The sequence below is a fragment of the Actinoplanes xinjiangensis genome (assembly GCF_003148685.1).
In the GTDB taxonomy this organism is placed as follows: domain Bacteria; phylum Actinomycetota; class Actinomycetes; order Mycobacteriales; family Micromonosporaceae; genus Actinoplanes; species Actinoplanes xinjiangensis.
The window spans coordinates 1-16,735 of sequence record NZ_QGGR01000058.1 but is presented as its reverse complement, the minus strand read 5'-3'; the positions used below and the strand labels follow the sequence as shown (position 1 = coordinate 16,735).

Here is a 16,735-nt window from a genome sequence, read left to right as displayed (position 1 = left end):
AGATCAGTGAGCAGAGCCGTGACTGGATCTGCGTGATCGCCCGGTGTGACCCCCGATTCCTCGGCCGGCCGTTCTCCTGCTGGTCACTGTCCAAGCTGCGTGACTACCTGATCGACAGCGGCCGGGTCGCCGCGATCAGCATCGAGACCGTCCGGCGGATCCTGCACGAACGCGGTGTCACCTGGCAGGCGTCGAAGACGTGGAAGGCCAGCAACGACCCCGACTTCACCGCGAAGATGCGAGCGATTCTCGATCTTTACGACCATCCACCGGCTGGTGGCCGGGTCGTCTGCGTCGACGAGTTCGGACCGCTGAACCTGCAACCCCGGCCGGGTAGAGCCTGGAAACCGCGAGGCCGGCCGGTCCGGCTCCGGGCGACCTACCACCGTGACCACGGTGTCCGGCACATGATCGCCAGCCTCGACCTGACCACCGGGAAGATCCACTACCGGATTAGGGACCGCAAACGCTCGGCCGAGTTCCTCGACTTCCTCAAGAGCCTCCGACGCCGCTGGCCAGGACAGACGCTCCATCTGATCCTGGACAACTTCTCCCCACACAAACACCCTGCCGTCCGGGCCTGGTGCCAGGCCAACGACGTCGAACTGGTCTTCCTACCGACCTACAGCTCCTGGCTGAACTGGATCGAGGCCGAGTTCGCCGCCCTGCGTTACTTCGCCCTCAACGGCACCGACCACCGCACCCACGCCGAGCAAGACACGGCGATCGGTGACTACATCCGCTGGCACAACCAGCGCGCCCGCCCGAAAACCGGATACGCGACCAAGTCCAAGATCCGCCACCCGGATTACCCGTTCAAGGTCGCATGACGAGGCGCTAGCGCGCTTGAACCGGGACGGGCGGATTCGGCCCGGCGGGCGCGCTGGGGCCGGGAGGGAGCGCCTGCGTCGCGGGGTAGCCCGGGGAGGGCGTGGTTTCGGTGGGCGGCCTGGCTCGTACCGGATAGGGGTTAGAAGCGGCGCAGGCCCTCGGTGAGGAAGGCGGCCACCGCGTCGGGGGATTCGAGGGTGAGGTCGGCGGCGCTGGAGACCTCGGCGCCGGTCTCGGGGTTGGCGACGGCGACGGCCATGCCGAAGAAGGCCGGGTCGACGGCCTCGCGGGCGCGCAGCGCGTCGAAAGCCTTGATGTCGGACATGTCGTCCCCGAAATACCAGGCGCAGCCGGCGTTGCGGACGCTCTCGGTGATGACCATGCCCTTGTCCTGGTCGACCGGCGGTTTGAGCTCGACCACCATGCGGCCGCGCTGGGTGCGCAGACCGAGGCGCTCGGCCTGCTCGTGGGCCCAGCGCTCGACGGTGGGGCCGTGGTCGGGGGCGGTGCGGTAGTGCACGGCGACGGAGAGCCTCTTGTACTCCACGAGGATGTCGGCGGGCAGCTCGGTGCGGGCCTGATCGGCGAGAGCGGCCATGGCGGGCACGTAGTCGAGGGCGGCGGGCTCGGTGACGACCTGGCCGTCGTGCCAGACCTCCAGGCCGTAGAGGCCGTGCAGGTCGACGTTGTCGAGGCTGGAGAACCGGGACCGCAGGAAACTGACCGGACGGGCGGAGACGATCGCCACTCGGGCGACCGCGTCGGCCAGACGCTCCAGGACTCCGAGCACTTCGGGCACCGGCTGGGAGGCGTCGGGGTCGTCGGTGACGGGGGAGAGGACACCGTCGAAGTCGAAGAAGAACGTGGTCGCGGAGGCGCGTGAAGCGGTGAACTCCCACGCCTCGTCGGTGGTCAGCGGGTGTATCGGACGCACTGTCTCTGCCACGGGAGTCAGATTACCCGCGGATGGTCGTCTTTTAAGCCCACCGATTTGCACGGAGGCGAGCGTCACCCTCCAGTGCCCGATTTTGCGCACTACCGCGGGACGTAGTTGACCGCTAGCGTTTGAGTCATGGCACGGGGTCATCCCGGGCCAGCCGGTCGGCCCGGACCTGCGACGACTGCGCCACGGGGACCGCAATCCGACCCCGTGCAGAGGGCCGGCGACCGGTAGGTGGCGGACCGCGGGCGGACCGGGTTGCACGCCCGCTGGAGCAGGCCTGTGACATCTCGCCGTACCGATGCCGGGGTCGACCAGAACCCGGCCGACAGAGTCTCCAGCAGCCGTGCCACGACGGGTCGCCGTAGGACCCGGGACCGGCACGCCGACGCGGAACCCGCCCCGGCCGGCAGGGTCTTCGTCCTGGACACCTCGGTCCTGCTGTCCGACCCGGCGGCATTCCGCCGGTTCACCGACCACGAGGTGGTCGTGCCTCTCGTGGTCATCTCCGAGCTGGAGGGCAAACGTCACCACCCCGAGCTGGGCTGGTTCGCCCGGCAGTCGCTGCGGATGCTGGACGAGCTGCGGATCAAGTTCGGCCGCCTGGACCAGCCGGTGCTCTGCAACGACGAGGGCGGCACGCTGCGGGTCGAGCTGAACCACGCCGATCAGAGCGTGCTCCCGCTGGGTTTCCGCAACGACTCGAACGACACCCGCATCCTGTCGGTGGCGCTGGGCCTCGCCGCCGAGGGCCGCGAGGTGACACTGGTCAGCAAGGACATGCCGCTGCGCGTGAAAGCCGCCGCGGTCGGTATCACCGCCGACGAGTACCGGCACGGCCAGGCCAGCGACCCGACCTGGACCGGCATGGCCGACCTGGAACTCTCCGAGGAGCAGGTGGCCTCGCTCTACGCCGGTGACGCGCTGGAGGTGGAGGAGTCGGACAACCTGCCGTGCCACACCGGCCTGGTGATCCACTCGCCGCGCGGATCGGCGCTGGCCCGGGTGAACCCGGACAAGTCGATCAAGCTGGTCCGCGGCGACCGGGACGCGTTCGGGCTGCGGGGCCGGTCGGCCGAGCAGCGGGTGGCGCTGGACATCCTGCTGGACGAGCAGATCGGGATCGTGTCGCTGGGCGGCCGGGCCGGCACCGGCAAGTCGGCGCTGGCGCTCTGCGCGGGCCTGGAGGCGACGATGGAGCGCAACCGCCACAAGAAGGTGGTGGTGTTCCGTCCGCTCTACGCGGTCGGCGGCCAGGAACTCGGTTATCTGCCCGGCAGCGAGTCGGAGAAGATGTCGCCCTGGGCGCAGGCGGTCTTCGACACCCTGGGCGCGGTGGTGCACGCCAACGTGCTCGATGAGGTGCTGGCCCGCGGCATGCTGGAGGTGCTGCCGCTGACCCACATCCGGGGCCGGAGCCTGCACGACGCCTTCGTGATCGTCGACGAGGCGCAGTCGCTGGAACGCAACGTGCTGCTGACCGTGCTGTCCCGGATCGGGCAGAACTCGCGGGTCGTGCTGACCCACGACGTCGCCCAGCGGGACAACCTGCGGGTCGGCCGGCACGACGGCGTCACCGCGGTGATCGAGGCGCTGAAGGGTCACCCGATCTTCGCGCACGTAACCCTCACGCGGTCCGAGCGTTCACCGATTGCCGAGGTGGTGACGGACCTGCTGGAGGAAATCCCGCTGTAGCCGATCGTGAGAACGCCAGCGTGGCCACTTCGTGCCGGATTCACCCGGTAAGTCGTGTGACTAAAGTCACTTAGCCACGCTGGCGTTTCACATCCACTTCACGTTGCGCCATGGTGTTCGGCGAGCAACATGCGGCGTGATCCGCCCCAGCCGGGGTGACGACGCGCCGCTTCCTTGCCCCCGACGAAGGGATTCTTCGTGAAGCGGCTCTGGAGCCGGATGGGTGTCCGTGCGGCCTCGGTCGGTCTTCTCGTTCTGGGTCTCACCGGTGGTGTGTACCTGGGCCAGAACCGGGACGTCCAGCAGCAGAGCGCGCAGGCGCAGCTCGTCCTGCAGGCCAACGAGGACGAGGTACGGCTGTTGAAGGCGCGTCAGGCCGATCACGCCGCCGCCCGCGCGCACCGCGTGGTCGCCGAGGAGGCCGCCGCCGCGAAGGCCGCCACCGAGGTCCAGTCCGCCGCCTCGAAGGCGCGGAAGCTGGAGAAAGAGGTCATCGAAGCCAAAGAGGCCAAGGAGGCCGAAGAGGCGAAGAAGGCCGAGGAGGCCTCGGGCCCGGTCGCCTACACCGGCGAGATCCCCGAGTCCTGCAACGAGTACAGCGGCAGCCGCAAGATCGGCTGCGCGCTCATGCTCGAGGAGGGCTTCGGGCTCAACCAGTTCCCGTGCCTGGACAAGCTGTGGAAGAAGGAGAGCGGCTGGAACTACAAGGCCCTCAACAGCAGCTCCGGGGCGTACGGGATTCCGCAGTCCCTGCCGGGCAGCAAGATGGCCTCGGCCGGCTCGGACTGGAAGACGAACCCGGCTACCCAGATCGAGTGGGGTCTCGGCTACATCAAGGGCCGCTACGACACTCCGTGTGGCGCGTGGAGTCACTCGCAGAACGTGGGCTGGTACTGACGAACCCGGCGACGGGGCTGCGCGGGTTTCCGCGCGGCCCCGTTTTGCTGTGATCAAATGTCCACATGGTCCGGAACGTGGCATTGTGCCTCCTGGCTGTTGCTCTCTCAGGCACGGAACTGCCCGCTCGGGCGGATTTCGGGCGGCCACCGGTGCGCGAGGTCGTCGGCGGCAAGGTCGCCGGTAACGGAAGGTTCCCCTGGGCGGTACGGCTGTCGATGGGCTGCGGCGGCGCCCTGACCGCACCCCGGGTCGTCCTCACCGCCGGGCACTGCGTCGGCCCGACCGGCCCCAACAACCGGATCACCGTGACCGCCGGCGCCACCGACCTGCAGTCCCGGTCCGCGATCACGGTCAAGTCGGTGGAGGTCTACCGCTCCCCGGATTTCGTCACCGAGACCAGCGGCGACGACTGGGCCGTGGTCCGACTGGACCGCGAACTGACACTGCCCACCCTCCCGATCACCCCGGACGACGTCGACGAGGGCCGGTTCACGGTGATGGGCTGGGGACAGACCCGGGAGACGGCGCTACAGCAGGAGCGGCGGCTGCACTACGCGACCGTGCCGACGATCCCGGACGAGGAGTGCGCCAAGGCCTACCGCAAGGCCGGCGTGGAGCTGGTCCGCGACGAGTCCATCTGCGCCGGCCGGCCCGGCGTCGACACCTGCCAGGGCGACTCCGGCGGGCCGATGGTGCGCCGCGACCGCCTCGGCCGGTGGGTGCAGGTCGGCATCGTCAGCTGGGGGCTCGGCTGCGCCCGCGACGGCTACTCCGGCGTCTACACCCAGATCGCCAAGTTCCGTACCGACATCGAGGCCGCGGCCCGCAAACTGAGCTGACGCCCGACTGGCCGCACTGGCTCCGCCCTGCCACCATCGACGTCATGGGCTACGAATGGGCGGCCGCCGCACGCTCGGACGAGGCGGGACGATTCGGTACCGAGGCTTTCTACGCATCGCTGGGGCGCGCGTTCGTGACGATGTGTGCCGTGGTCCCGGCCCTGTTCCTGATCGAGGTGATCGACATCGCCCTCGGCCCGGGGACCCTCGACCTGGCCGGCGGCATCATTCCCCGCTCGATGCAGGGCATCGACGGCATCCTGTTCAGCCCGTTGCTGCACGACGGGTGGGGGCATCTCTACGGCAACGCGGTCCCGCTCATCCTGCTCGGCACGTTCGTCCTGGCCGGCGGTGCACGCCGGTTCATCTGGTCGACTGCGCTGATCATGGCGGTGGCCGGTGTCGGGGTGTGGTTCATCGGCGACCCGAACACCGTGGTCGTCGGCGCCAGCGGCGTCATCTTCGGCTATCTCGGGCTGCTGCTGACCCGCGGGCTGGTGGAACGCAGCTGGTGGCACTTCGCGGTCGCCGGCTTCATCGGGCTGCTCTACTGGTACCAGCTGTTCAACGTGCTTCCCACCGATCAGCGCGTCTCCTGGCAGGGGCATCTGCTGGGCCTGCTCGGCGGCGTGGTGGCGGCGTTCATCTTCCGGCGCCGCTGACCGGGCGCGACGCGGAAACCCGGCGCTGACCGGTCGCCACGCGGAAACCGCGCGCCGCTGACCGGGTGCGACGCGGAAAACCCGGCGCCGCTGATCGGGCGCGACGCGCAGACCCGGCGGCCCGGCTGCGCTTGATCCCCGCCATCGCGGACGTCGCGCGGGAGGCCACGGGACGGTGCCGGTACGGCGGGGCGAACCACGCCGTACCGGATCAAGACCTTGACCGGAATCGGTCAGGAATGCGGAACCGTCGGCAGGTGCCCGTCGAAATCGACAGCCGAGTAGAGGGCCAACTTCTCCAGACGGTGGTACGAGTCGATGACCCGGATCGTGCCGCTCTTGGACCGCATCACGATCGACTGGGTGTGCGCCCCACCCGACCGGTAACGCACCCCCTTCAGCAGGTCACCGCTGGTCACACCGGTGGCGACGAAGAAGCAGTTGTCGCCGGTGACCAGGTCGTCGGTGGAGAGGACCCGATCGAGGTCGTGGCCGCCACCGATCGCCTTCTCCCGCTCGGCGTCGTCGAGCGGCCACAGTTTCGCCTGAATCGTGCCGCCGAGACATTTCAGGGCACACGCCGCGGTGATGCCCTCGGGTGTGCCGCCGATCCCCATCAGCACATCGACGTCGGACTCCAGACGGGCCGCCGAGATGGCACCGGCGATGTCCCCGTCGGAGATGAACTTGATGTTGGCGCCGGCATGCCGCACCTCCTCGACCAGCTTCGCGTGCCGCGGACGGTCCAGAATGCACACCGTGACGTCGGACACGCTGGACCGCTTCGCCTTGGCGATGCGCCGCAGATTCTCCTTCACCCCGGCGTCGATGTCGACGACGTCGGCGCAGTCCGGGCCGACCGCGATCTTGTCCATGTAGAAGACCGCACTCGGGTCGAACATGGCACCCCGCTCGGCGACCGCGAGGACCGCGATCGCACCGGGCATGCCCTTGCTCATCAGCGTGGTGCCGTCGATCGGGTCGACCGCGACGTCCACCTCCGGGCCGGTGCCGTCGCCGACCCGTTCGCCGTTGAAGAGCATCGGTGCTTCGTCTTTCTCACCCTCACCGATGACGACGACGCCGCGCATCTGGATCGAGTTGATGAGTTTGCGCATGGCGTCGACGGCGGCACCGTCACCGCCGTTCTTGTCGCCTCGGCCGACCCAGCGACCGGCCGCCATGGCGGCGGCCTCGGTCACGCGGACGAGGTCGAGGGCGATGTTGCGGTCGAGATCCTGAGGGACTCGGGCGGGCACGGCGGCCTCCTCGCGACGTTGCGGGGCAGTGACGCCTCCGATCCTGGCATCCGAGGACGTGCCAAGTCCCGTTTCAGCGACGTGGTTAACAATGGGGTTCGTGGAACCCGCCGTCACGCCCGCCGCCGAACCGCCGGCGCCCGCCGTCTCACCGACGGCGCCGGCCGCCGCCTCACCGTCGGCCTCCGCCGCCGATTCGCCGGTGCCCGCCGCCGAACCGCCCGCCGCCCGCCTGTCCGCCAGGGAGGAGCGCCGCCCGCGCGACATGATCATGTCGCTGCTGGTCCTGCTCGTGCCGATCGCGCTGTTCCTCACCTTCTACCGGGTCGTCCTCGACGGCGACCAGCCGATCGCGGTGGACCCCACCTCGTCGATCGAGCTCGCGACCCGCGAGTTCCCGGTCGCCCGACCGGCCGGCCTCGGCGACGACTGGCACGTCACCTCGGCCAACTTCCGCCGCGAGGACGGCGGGGCGACACTGCGCCTGGGCTACGTCGACCCCGACGCCGAGCCGATCCTGCTGATCCAGAGCACCATCGCGCCGGACGTGCTCGTCCCGGCCGAGGTCGGCGCCGAGGGGAAACGGACCGGCGCCTACCGCACCGGTGAACGCACCTGGATGCGTTACACCGGACGGAAGAACGAGACCGCCCTGATCCTCACCGAGCAGCCCCGGACGATCGTGATCATCGGCAACAGCGCCGACACCACGAACCTGGAGAAGTTGGCAGCCGCCCTCTAATCCTCGGCGCGCGCCGCCCGGGCCGCCTCGATCCGCTCCCGGGCCCCGTCCAGCCAGCGGTGGCAGACATCGGCCAGTTTCTCGCCGCGCTCCCACAGGCCCAGCGACTCCTCCAGGGTGCCGCCGCCCTGCTCCAGCCGCTCCACCACCGACGCCAGCTCGGTGCGGGCCTGCTCGTAGGACAGTTTCTCGTCGCTCATCAGCTCTCCAATACCGCTGCTCGCAGCTCGCCCTCGGCGAGCCGGACCCGAAGAATGTCGTCCGCGGCCACTTCGTCCGCGGCGCGGACCACCTGACCGTCGGGGCGTTGCACGATCGCGTAACCACGCTCCAGCGTCTTGGCCGGCGACAGCGCCCGCAGCCGGGCCACCGTGTGCTCCAGCGCGTCGTCGGCCCGGCGGACCCGATGCTCCAGACTGCGGCCGGCCCGGTCCCGCAACGCCGTGACCTCGGCACCCCGCTGATCGATCAGCGCCTCCGGCCGGGCCAGCACCGGCCGGGACCGCCACGCGTCGATCCGATGCCGCTCCCGGTCGATCAGGCCGAGCACCGCCCGGTCCAGCCGGCCCCGCGCCTGCGCGATCAGCCGCTGCTCGTCGGCCAGGTCCGGCACGATCCGCTTGGCCGCGTCGGTCGGCGTCGACGCGCGCACGTCGGCGACGTAGTCGAGCAGCGGCGCGTCCGTCTCGTGACCGATCGCGCTGACCACCGGAGTCCGGGCGGCGAACACCGCCCGGCACAGCGCCTCGTCGGAGAACGGCAGCAGATCCTCCACACTCCCGCCACCCCGGGCGATCACGATCACGTCGACCGTGTCGTCGCCGTCGAGCACTTTCAGCCCGTCGATGATCTGCGCCACCGCGGTCGGGCCCTGCACCGGCACGTTGATCACCCGGAAGTCCACCGACGGCCAGCGGCGCCGCGTGTTCATCAGCACGTCACGCTCGGCCGCACTGGCCCGCCCGGTGATCAGGCCGATCCGGCCGGGCAGGAACGGCAGCCGCCGCTTGCGCTCCCGGGCGAACAGGCCCTCCGCGGCCAGCAGGCGTTTCAATTTCTCCAGCCGGGCCAGCAACTCACCGATACCGACCTGGCGGATCTCGTCGGCGCGCAGACTCAACGTGCCGCGGCCGGGATAGAACTCCGGCTTGGCGTGCAACGTCACCCGGGCGCCCTCGGCCAGCTCCGGCGCACCGGCATGCAGCACGTCATGGCTGGTCGTGACGGTCAGGCTCAGATCGGCCGACGGATCACGCAGCGTCAGGAACACCACGTTGGAACCGGGACGGCGGCTGATCTGCGCGACCTGCCCGTCGACCCAGACCCAGCCGAGCCGGCTGATCCACGCGGTGATCTTCTGACTGACCACACGGACCGGCCACGGCTCGTCGGCGGAACTGCGCGGCGCGCTCTCGGGCTCGTTCACCCGGCCAGATTACGTAAGCCCACCGACATTTTCGCCGCGCGCCGACGGCTCGGCGTACGCGTTGTACCGGCTCAGGTCCACCGGCGTGCGCCGCTCCGGCAGCACCCGCTCGACCAGCGCCAGCAGGACCACCGCCAGCAGGCCCGCACACGCCCAGAAAATCAGGTCCGCGGCCAGGTACAGCGGGTCGACGTGCAGCCCGCCACCGGCACCCAGAAACGGGAACGGATAGCCGTGCCGCCCCGGATAGTCCTCCATGCAGCAGGCGGACGTCTCCGGCAGCGTGGTCGCCACGATCGCCGCCGCGACCAGGCCCGCCGCCACCGCGTACCCGGCACGGCCCGGCACCGGCCGCCGCCGCAACAGCAGCAGCACCCCACCGGCCGCGATCATCAGATGAAAGACCAGAAAGCCTCCGGCCGGGCCGCCGTCGGCCGCCACCGCCAGGTCCAGCAGGCCGATCCCGAGCAGGAACCACCCGGCCATCACACGGAGCACGGCCGGAATCGACGGCCACTGCTCCATGCTCATGAACAGGGATTATTCCGCCCGTTCCGGGGTCCTGTGTGCCTTTTGGGCCCGCACGACAAGACCGAGCAGACAGATCAACACCAGCCCCGCGTACGCCCACACGGTCACGTCCGCAGCCAGACGCGCCAGGTCCGTTCCCCATCCGCCGGCCATCGCCCGCCGGTGCGCCCCGTCCGGAGTGTCCGCCAGCCCGCCGCGGCTCAGCCAGCCGAACGGCCAGCCCCGGCTCTCGGACCAGCCGAACATCCCACCCGTGGAGACGGTCCGCACGACCAGCCCCACCACCGTCCCGGCCACCCCGAACACCACCGAACCGGTCACCACCGGCCGGACGGGCAGCCGGATCCGCCGCCACAACAGCAGCACCAGCCCGCCCCCGGCCACCGCCGCACCCGCGAACACATGCCGGTCCACCGCCACCGTCAAGCTCATGACCAGCCAGAACATGCCGAAGGTGAGACTCAGCTGACCCACCGTCAACCGAATGATGCGACTCGTCATGACCGGGGAGTATGCACGGCTGTGCCGCACATCTCGCCATGGGCGGGGAGGCCGGCGGCCACGTACCATGGCCGGGTGACTGAAGCTCGTAAACGGGTGTTGCTCGCCAAGCCGCGTGGCTACTGCGCCGGTGTCGACCGCGCCGTGCAGACCGTCGAGGAGGCGCTGAAGCTCTACGGCGCCCCGGTCTACGTGCGCAAGCAGATCGTGCACAACAAGCACGTGGTCAGCACCCTCGAAGCCCGCGGCGCGATCTTCGTCGAGGAGAACTACGAGGTGCCCGAGGGCGCCACCGTCGTCTTCTCCGCCCACGGCGTCGCGCCCGAGGTCCACGAGCAGGCCCGCGAGCGCAACCTCAAGGCCATCGACGCGACCTGCCCCCTGGTGACGAAGGTCCACCACGAGGCCCGGAGGTTCGCCGCCGAGGACTACGACATCCTGCTCATCGGCCACGAGGGCCACGAGGAGGTCGTCGGCACCGCCGGTGAGGCGCCCGCGCACATCCAGCTCGTCGACGGCCCCGACGACGTCGACAACGTCGTCGTCCGCGACCCCGCCAAAGTCGTCTGGCTGTCCCAGACCACCCTCTCCGTCGACGAGACGATGGAGACCGTGGCCCGCCTCAAGACCCGGCTGCCGCTGCTCCAGTCGCCGCCCAGCGACGACATCTGCTACGCCACCTCCAACCGGCAGCACGTGATCAAGGAGATCGCACCCGACTGCGACGTGGTCATCGTCGTCGGCTCCACCAACTCCTCGAACTCGGTCCGCCTCGTCGAGGTCGCCCTGGGCGCCGGCGCCCGGGCCGGCCACCTCGTCGACTACGCCTCCGAGATCCAGGACGAGTGGCTCGACGGCGCCACCACCGTCGGCGTCTCCTCCGGCGCCAGCGTCCCCGAAGACCTCGTCATGGAGGTCCTCGGCCACCTCGCGTCACGCGGTTTCGGCGAGGTCACCGAGTACACCACCGCCGAGGAACGCCTCACCTTCTCGCTGCCCCAGGAGCTGCGCCGCGACATGAAGGCGGCCGCCGCGGCGAAAGCTAGCTGAACTCGGGCGCCTGCGGCTGACGGGGAGCCGTCTCGACCTGCACCGGCGGGAACAGCTCCTCGTCCGAGACACCCATCTCGGCCAGCTTGCGGGCGCTCACCAGCACCCGCGACTCCAGCGACCCCACCGCCCGGTTGTACGCGGTCACCGCCCCACCCAGCGCCGTACCCAACTTGTCCACATGGTCACCGAGCGTGGACAGCCGGCCGTACAACTCCCGGGCCAGACCGTGCACCGCCGCGGCGTTCCGGGTCAGCGCCTCCTGCCGCCACGAATACGCCACCGTCCGCAGCATCGCGATCAGCGTCGCCGGCGTCGCCAGCACGATGTTGCGCCGGAACGCGTGCTCCATCAGCGTCGGATCCCGCTGCAACGCCGCATCCAGGAACGGATCCGCCGGCACGAACAGCACCACGAAGTCCGGCGTCGACTCGAACGCCGACCAGTACCGCTTCGCCGACAGTGCATCCACATGCGCCCGCAGATGCCGGGCATGCTGATCCAGATGCCCATCCCGGGTGTGCTCGTCACGGGCCTCCATCGCCGACAGATAACCCTCCAGCGGCGCCTTCGCATCCACCACCACGGTCCGGCCGCCATGCAGCCGCACCACCAGATCCGGCCGCACCCCCGAATCGTCGGTCGACGCCGTCACCTGCTCGGCGAAGTCACAGTGCTCCAGCAGCCCGGCGGCCTCCACGATCCGCCGCAACTGGTGCTCACCCCACCGGCCCCGCACCTGCGGCGCCCGCAACGCCGCCACCAACTGTCGTGTCTCGGTACGCAACTCACCCGACACCGCGCCCATCGCCCGGACCTGCTCCCGCAACTCCGCATACGCGTCGATCCGGTCGTGCTCCAACTGGGCGACCCGATCCTCGTACCGCCGCAGGGTGTCGTGCAACGGCGCCACCGCCCGCGCCACCGCCTCCTGCGACTGCGCGGTCGCCTCATAGGACAGCGCCCGCAGCGACTGCTCCAGCCGCTGTTCACCGTCCCGGGCAGCCTCCACGGTCGCCTCCAGCCGGGCGATGTCGGTCGCCGCACGGGCCCGCGCGGCCAGCCAGCCGACCGCCGCGCCGGCCGCCAGGCAGAGAAGAATCACGGCCAGTGTCGAGAACGTCACCACCGCAGATTGCCAGACAGCCCGCCCGCGACACGCGGGGGTACCGTGGGAAACATGAAAGGCGTGTTGCTGATCCTGCTCATCGTGCTGCTCGCCGGCCTGGTCATCGCCGCCACCCAGCGAGGCGGCAGAGCCCGCCGCCAGACCGAGCTCGACGACGCCCGAGCCGACGCCCAGAGGTGGTATGAGCGGCTCGGCGGCCAGGTCATGAACCTCACCTCCGACGACCCGGCGGCACGGCAGGCGCTCGCCGACGCGGGCGAACGCTACAACGCGGCCGGCGGCCAACTGCAGACCGCCAATTCGGTACGCCAGTTCCAGCTCGCCCGCGAGTCGGCGCTGGAAGGCCTCACCTACGCACGCGCCGCACGCGTGGCCATGGGCCTCGACCCGGGACCGGACCTGCCGCCACTCAGCTCCGCCCACAACACCGGCCAGATCACCCACGAGCGTGAAGTGACCGTGCAGGGCCACTCCTACAAGGCCGGCCCCCGCCCGGGCGCGGACACCCCCTACTACTACCCGGGCGGCCGGGTCGAAGGCCGTCCCGTCCCGTCCGGCTGGTATTCGACGCCGGTCTGGCGGACCGCTCTCGGCGCGGGCGCCGGAGTCCTCGGCGGCATGCTCATCTTCGACGCTCTCCTGTCCCCGGAATTCGGCGACTTCGGCGACTTCGGCGGCGACTTCGCGGCCGGAGACATGGCGGCCGGCGACTTCGCGGGCGGAGACATGGCCGCCGGCGACTTCAGCGGAGGCGACATCGGCGGCGGAGACCTCACCGGCGGTGACTTCGGCAGGGGCTTCGGTGACTTCGGCGGTGGCGGCGGCTTCGACTTCTAGCGCCGCCTTCGCCCACTTTCGCAGCGTTCGAGTGTCGCAGCTGGCAGCCGGCAGCCGGCAGCCGGCAGCTGGCAAGTGCGGGTAGCCGCAGTGCGGGCAGCTGGCAGTGCGGGTAGTCGGCAGTGCGCGCAGCTGGCAGCGGGCAGTGCGGTCCTCTAGCGGCTCATCTGGCGGTCGATCGCGCGGCGCAACGCCCGCGGGCTCGGCCAGATCTGCGTCAGGTCAGCGGTGAACGCCGGCCCCCGCGGCGTATCCGCCAACGCCGGCCCGCCACTGTCGCCCTCCTGCACCGGATGCACACTGTCCAGATCCGCCGGAACCACGTCGAGAACCATCCGCAGCCCGTCCCGCCGGATCACCACCGCCGCGATGTCCGCCCAGTCCAGCAGAACCGGATCGGAACCCTGCGCGGCCAGCTCCAGCCCACCCGACGACACCCGCACCCACGTCGGCAGAGCCGCCCGCGCCGACACCGCATACGCACCGGCCACCGCCGCGCCGACAAGCACCGCCTGCACCGCCGTCACCCACCACGGGTCCCCACTGTCCCCCGCGATCCACCCCACGATCGGGGAGACCGCCAGGTAGGTGACCATCAGCACCGCGAACACCATGACGAAGGTCCGGGCCGGCGACGACCGGAACAACATCGCGTCCCGGGCCGGAGCCCGGACCTCCTCAGGCGCGATCGACATGCCTCCTATGGTGGCCGCCCCGCTCAGAATGCGCAGGCGATCACCAGCTCTGGGGTGCGGTCCCGAAGCAGATCCAGCTTGCCGATCCGCGCCGCGGCCCGGAAATCACCGTCGATCGACTCCAACCGATCCAGCAGATCGGCCGGCCCCAGCGCCTCGGCCAGCGGAACGTCCGTCTTCATCGACAACTTCCGGTCCGACTTGGCCCGGCGGACCTGCCGCAGCGCCTCACCGGCCAGATCGAGCAGCGACGGATCACTCTCCGGAGCCACCCGGGACAACTCGTACCGCGTCGGCCACGTCGACCGGTGCACCGACCCGTACCGCCACCACGACCAGATCTCCTCGGTCACGAACGGCAGGAACGGCGCGAACAACCGCACCAGCACCGACAACCCGGTAGCCAGCGCCGCCCGAGCCGAATCGCCGCCCGGCCCCTCCGCGTACGCCCGGTTCTTGACCAGCTCGATGTAGTCGTCACAGAACGTCCAGAAGAACGTCTCCGTCGCCTGCAACGCATCAGTGTGCTGATAGTCGTCGAACGCGGCCGTCGCCGTGACGACCATCTCCGCCAGACGACCCAGCATCGCCCGGTCCAACGGCTCCGTGACCGGCTGCCGCAGCGCGTCCGCCGCACCCAGGCCCAACGCGAACCTCGACGCGTTCAACAGCTTCATCGCCAGCCGCCGCCCGACCTTCAACTGGGCCGGCTCGAACGCCAGATCCGCCCCCGGACGGCCACACGCCGCCCAATACCGGACCGCATCCGACCCGTACTGCTCCAGCAGTTGGATCGGAGTCTCCACCGCATTGCCCTGCGACTTCGAGATCTTCTTGTGGTTCGGGTCGAGGATCCAGCCGTTCAGGACCGTACGCCGCCACGGCAGACCACCGGTGAGCTGACCGGCCCGCAACACCGACGAGAACAGCCAGGTCCGGATGATCTCCTGACCCTGCGGGCGCAGATCCATCGGATAGGTCCGGGCATGCAGATCCGGGTCGGTGCTCCAGCCCGTGACGATCTGCGGGCTCAGCGACGACGTCGCCCACGTGTCCATGACATCCGGATCCGCGGTGAAACCACCCGGGACATCCCGCTGCTCCGCCGACCATCCCGGCGGACAGTCCGACGACGGATCGACCGGCAACGCCGCATCATCCGGCAGAAGCGGCCGTTCGTAGTCGGGCTCCCCGTTCGCGTCCAGCGGATACCACACCGGGATCGCGACACCGAAGAACCGCTGCCGGCTCACCAGCCAGTCCCCCGTCAGACCACCGACCCAATGCTCGTAGCGGTGACGCATACTCTCCGGAACCCAGCGCAGCTCACGGCCCCGCTCCAGCAGTTCCTCCCGCAACCGCGGATCACGCCCGCCGTTACGGATGAACCACTGCCGGCTCGTCACGATCTCCAACGGCCGGTCACCACGCTCGTAGAACTTGACCGGATGCGTGATCGGCGACGGCTCCCCGAGCAGATCACCGGACTCCCGCAGAACCCGGACCATCTCGGCGCGAGCCGCATTGACCGTCAACCCGGCCAGCCCCTGATAGGCGGCGACCGGAACACCCGCCGGGGCATCCGGCAGGAACCGGCCGTCGCGGCCCAGCACGACCCGCGTCTCCAGGGCCAGATCCCGCCACCACGTGACATCGGCCAGATCACCGAACGTGCAGACCATCGCGATGCCCGTACCCTTGTCGGCTGCCGCGAGCGGATGCGCCCGGACCGGGACCTCGACGTCGAAGAACGGTGTGCGAACCGACGTGAGACCCGCGAAGCGGGGATCACCCGGATGGTGAACCAGCGCGACACACGCCGGCAGCAGCTCCGGCCGCGTCGTGTCGATCTCGACCGGCCCCTCCGGCCCGTGGAACCGCAACCGGTGATACGCCCCCGGCCGCTCCCGATCCTCCAGCTCCGCCTGCGCGACAGCCGTCCGGAACCCGATGTCCCACAGCGTCGGCGCCTCCGCCGTATACGCCTGACCGGCCGCGAGATTCGCCAGGAACGCCCGCTGCGAGACCGCCCGCGCCTTCTCCCCGATCGTCGTATAGGTCAGACCCCAGTCGACCGACAACCCGAGCCGCCGCCACAGCGCCTCGAAACCCTTCTCGTCCTCGACGGTCAGCCGACCACACAACTCGACGAAGTTGCGCCGCGAGATCGAGACGGCATCCTTCGGCGCCTTCGCCGGCGGCTCCCACGACGGGTCATACGGCAGCGACGGGTCACACCGGACACCGAACAGATTCTGCACCCGGCGCTCGGTGGGCAGCCCGTTGTCGTCGAATCCCATCGGATAGAAGACGGCCTTGCCGCGCATCCGCTGAAACCGCGCGACCGTGTCGGTGTGCGTGTACGAGAAGACGTGCCCGATGTGCAACGAACCCGATACGGTCGGCGGCGGTGTGTCGATCGCATACACGTCGGCCCGCTCCTTGGAACGGTCGAACGCGTACGTGCCCTCCTCCTGCCAGCGCGGCGCCCACTTCTCCTCGAGCCCGTCCAGCGACGGCCGCTCGGGGAGACCGTGACGCCCGGTTCCCGTATCAGTCATGCCGGTCAGCGTAGGACCGCCACCATTGCGTCGCCATGCGATTAGTACTGCAACCCGATGTCGTTGCTTACGGCGGTTCGAGTCGTTTGCGGTAGTGACAGGCTCGAGCTTGTTCCTGGCGTCGGCGGCGATATCGG

17 protein-coding genes are annotated in these 16,735 nt (G+C 69.9%); 8 read left to right on the top strand and 9 right to left on the bottom strand.

Annotated elements, in window-relative coordinates; all coding sequences use genetic code 11:
• Positions 1–830 (top strand): IS630 family transposase (locus tag BC793_RS47950; protein WP_249037427.1); only part of this gene is annotated, 830 nt, incomplete at its 5' end.
• Between the two features lie 140 nt (positions 831–970).
• Here BC793_RS47950 and otsB read toward each other — a convergent pair.
• Positions 971–1,777: a trehalose-phosphatase gene (gene otsB / locus BC793_RS47945; RefSeq protein ID WP_239170509.1), complete on the bottom strand. Its 807-nt coding sequence runs from the start codon at positions 1,775–1,777 to the stop codon at positions 971–973.
• A gap of 276 nt (positions 1,778–2,053) precedes the next feature.
• Here otsB and phoH2 point away from each other — a divergent pair, with 276 nt between their 5' ends.
• The 4 genes from phoH2 to BC793_RS47925 all read left to right on the top strand — a co-directional run bounded on the left by phoH2 (position 2,054) and on the right by BC793_RS47925 (position 5,867).
• Positions 2,054–3,466 carry an RNA 5'-3' helicase PhoH2 gene (phoH2, locus tag BC793_RS47940; protein ID WP_109603322.1) on the top strand — a complete coding sequence of 471 codons (1,413 nt, stop codon included), beginning with the start codon at positions 2,054–2,056 and terminating at the stop codon, positions 3,464–3,466.
• 198 nt (positions 3,467–3,664) lie between these two features.
• Positions 3,665–4,363, top strand: coding sequence for an aggregation-promoting factor C-terminal-like domain-containing protein (locus tag BC793_RS47935; protein ID WP_203896519.1), 699 nt, complete (start codon positions 3,665–3,667; stop codon positions 4,361–4,363).
• 152 nt (positions 4,364–4,515) lie between these two features.
• A complete protein-coding gene (locus BC793_RS47930) occupies positions 4,516–5,205 on the top strand; it encodes a serine protease (RefSeq protein ID WP_239170508.1) in 690 nt (229 codons plus the stop codon).
• 44 nt (positions 5,206–5,249) lie between these two features.
• A complete protein-coding gene (locus tag BC793_RS47925) occupies positions 5,250–5,867 on the top strand; it encodes a rhomboid family intramembrane serine protease (RefSeq protein WP_109603319.1) in 618 nt (205 codons plus the stop codon).
• A gap of 233 nt (positions 5,868–6,100) precedes the next feature.
• Here BC793_RS47925 and glpX read toward each other — a convergent pair whose 3' ends face one another.
• Entirely contained in the window at positions 6,101–7,126 is a 1,026-nt protein-coding gene (glpX, locus tag BC793_RS47920; protein ID WP_109603318.1) for a class II fructose-bisphosphatase, read from the bottom strand.
• A 100-nt stretch (positions 7,127–7,226) separates the two neighbouring features.
• Between glpX and BC793_RS47915 the strand changes: the two genes are divergently transcribed.
• Positions 7,227–7,868 carry a DUF4245 domain-containing protein gene (locus BC793_RS47915; protein WP_239170507.1) on the top strand — a complete coding sequence of 214 codons (642 nt, stop codon included), beginning with the start codon at positions 7,227–7,229 and terminating at the stop codon, positions 7,866–7,868.
• On the opposite strand, the gene BC793_RS47910 is transcribed toward BC793_RS47915, so the two are convergent.
• From BC793_RS47910 to BC793_RS47895, 4 genes are read right to left on the bottom strand one after another with little or no spacing between them, the layout of a single operon-like run.
• A complete protein-coding gene (locus BC793_RS47910) occupies positions 7,865–8,068 on the bottom strand; it encodes an exodeoxyribonuclease VII small subunit (protein ID WP_109603316.1) in 204 nt (67 codons plus the stop codon). The two genes, BC793_RS47915 and BC793_RS47910, sit on opposite strands and share 4 nt — an antisense overlap.
• A complete protein-coding gene (gene xseA / locus BC793_RS47905) occupies positions 8,068–9,294 on the bottom strand; it encodes an exodeoxyribonuclease VII large subunit (protein ID WP_109603315.1) in 1,227 nt (408 codons plus the stop codon). The genes BC793_RS47910 and xseA overlap by 1 nt, the downstream gene beginning before the upstream one ends.
• A 9-nt stretch (positions 9,295–9,303) precedes the next feature.
• A complete protein-coding gene (locus tag BC793_RS47900) occupies positions 9,304–9,825 on the bottom strand; it encodes a hypothetical protein (RefSeq protein WP_109603314.1) in 522 nt (173 codons plus the stop codon).
• Positions 9,826–9,834: 9 nt separating this feature from the next.
• Positions 9,835–10,326, bottom strand: a complete 492-nt coding sequence (locus BC793_RS47895; protein WP_146246805.1) for a hypothetical protein — start codon at positions 10,324–10,326, stop codon at positions 9,835–9,837.
• A 30-nt stretch (positions 10,327–10,356) separates the two neighbouring features.
• Between BC793_RS47895 and BC793_RS47890 the strand changes: the two genes are divergently transcribed.
• Positions 10,357–11,376: a 4-hydroxy-3-methylbut-2-enyl diphosphate reductase gene (locus BC793_RS47890; protein ID WP_109603325.1), complete on the top strand. Its 1,020-nt coding sequence runs from the start codon at positions 10,357–10,359 to the stop codon at positions 11,374–11,376.
• Here BC793_RS47890 and rmuC read toward each other — a convergent pair.
• Entirely contained in the window at positions 11,369–12,502 is a 1,134-nt protein-coding gene (rmuC, locus tag BC793_RS47885) for a DNA recombination protein RmuC (RefSeq protein ID WP_109603324.1), read from the bottom strand. The two genes, BC793_RS47890 and rmuC, sit on opposite strands and share 8 nt — an antisense overlap.
• A 54-nt stretch (positions 12,503–12,556) precedes the next feature.
• Between rmuC and BC793_RS47880 the strand changes: the two genes are divergently transcribed.
• Positions 12,557–13,342, top strand: coding sequence for a hypothetical protein (locus BC793_RS47880; protein WP_109603312.1), 786 nt, complete (start codon positions 12,557–12,559; stop codon positions 13,340–13,342).
• 155 nt (positions 13,343–13,497) lie between these two features.
• On the opposite strand, the gene BC793_RS47875 is transcribed toward BC793_RS47880, so the two are convergent.
• Complete coding sequence (locus tag BC793_RS47875; protein WP_109603311.1) at positions 13,498–14,037, bottom strand: hypothetical protein; 540 nt, start codon at positions 14,035–14,037, stop codon at positions 13,498–13,500.
• Positions 14,038–14,060: 23 nt separating this feature from the next.
• On the bottom strand, positions 14,061–16,598 hold the full coding sequence (gene valS / locus BC793_RS47870) for a valine--tRNA ligase (protein ID WP_109603310.1): 2,538 nt from the start codon (positions 16,596–16,598) through the stop codon (positions 14,061–14,063).
• Between the last annotated feature and the right edge of the window lie 137 nt (positions 16,599–16,735).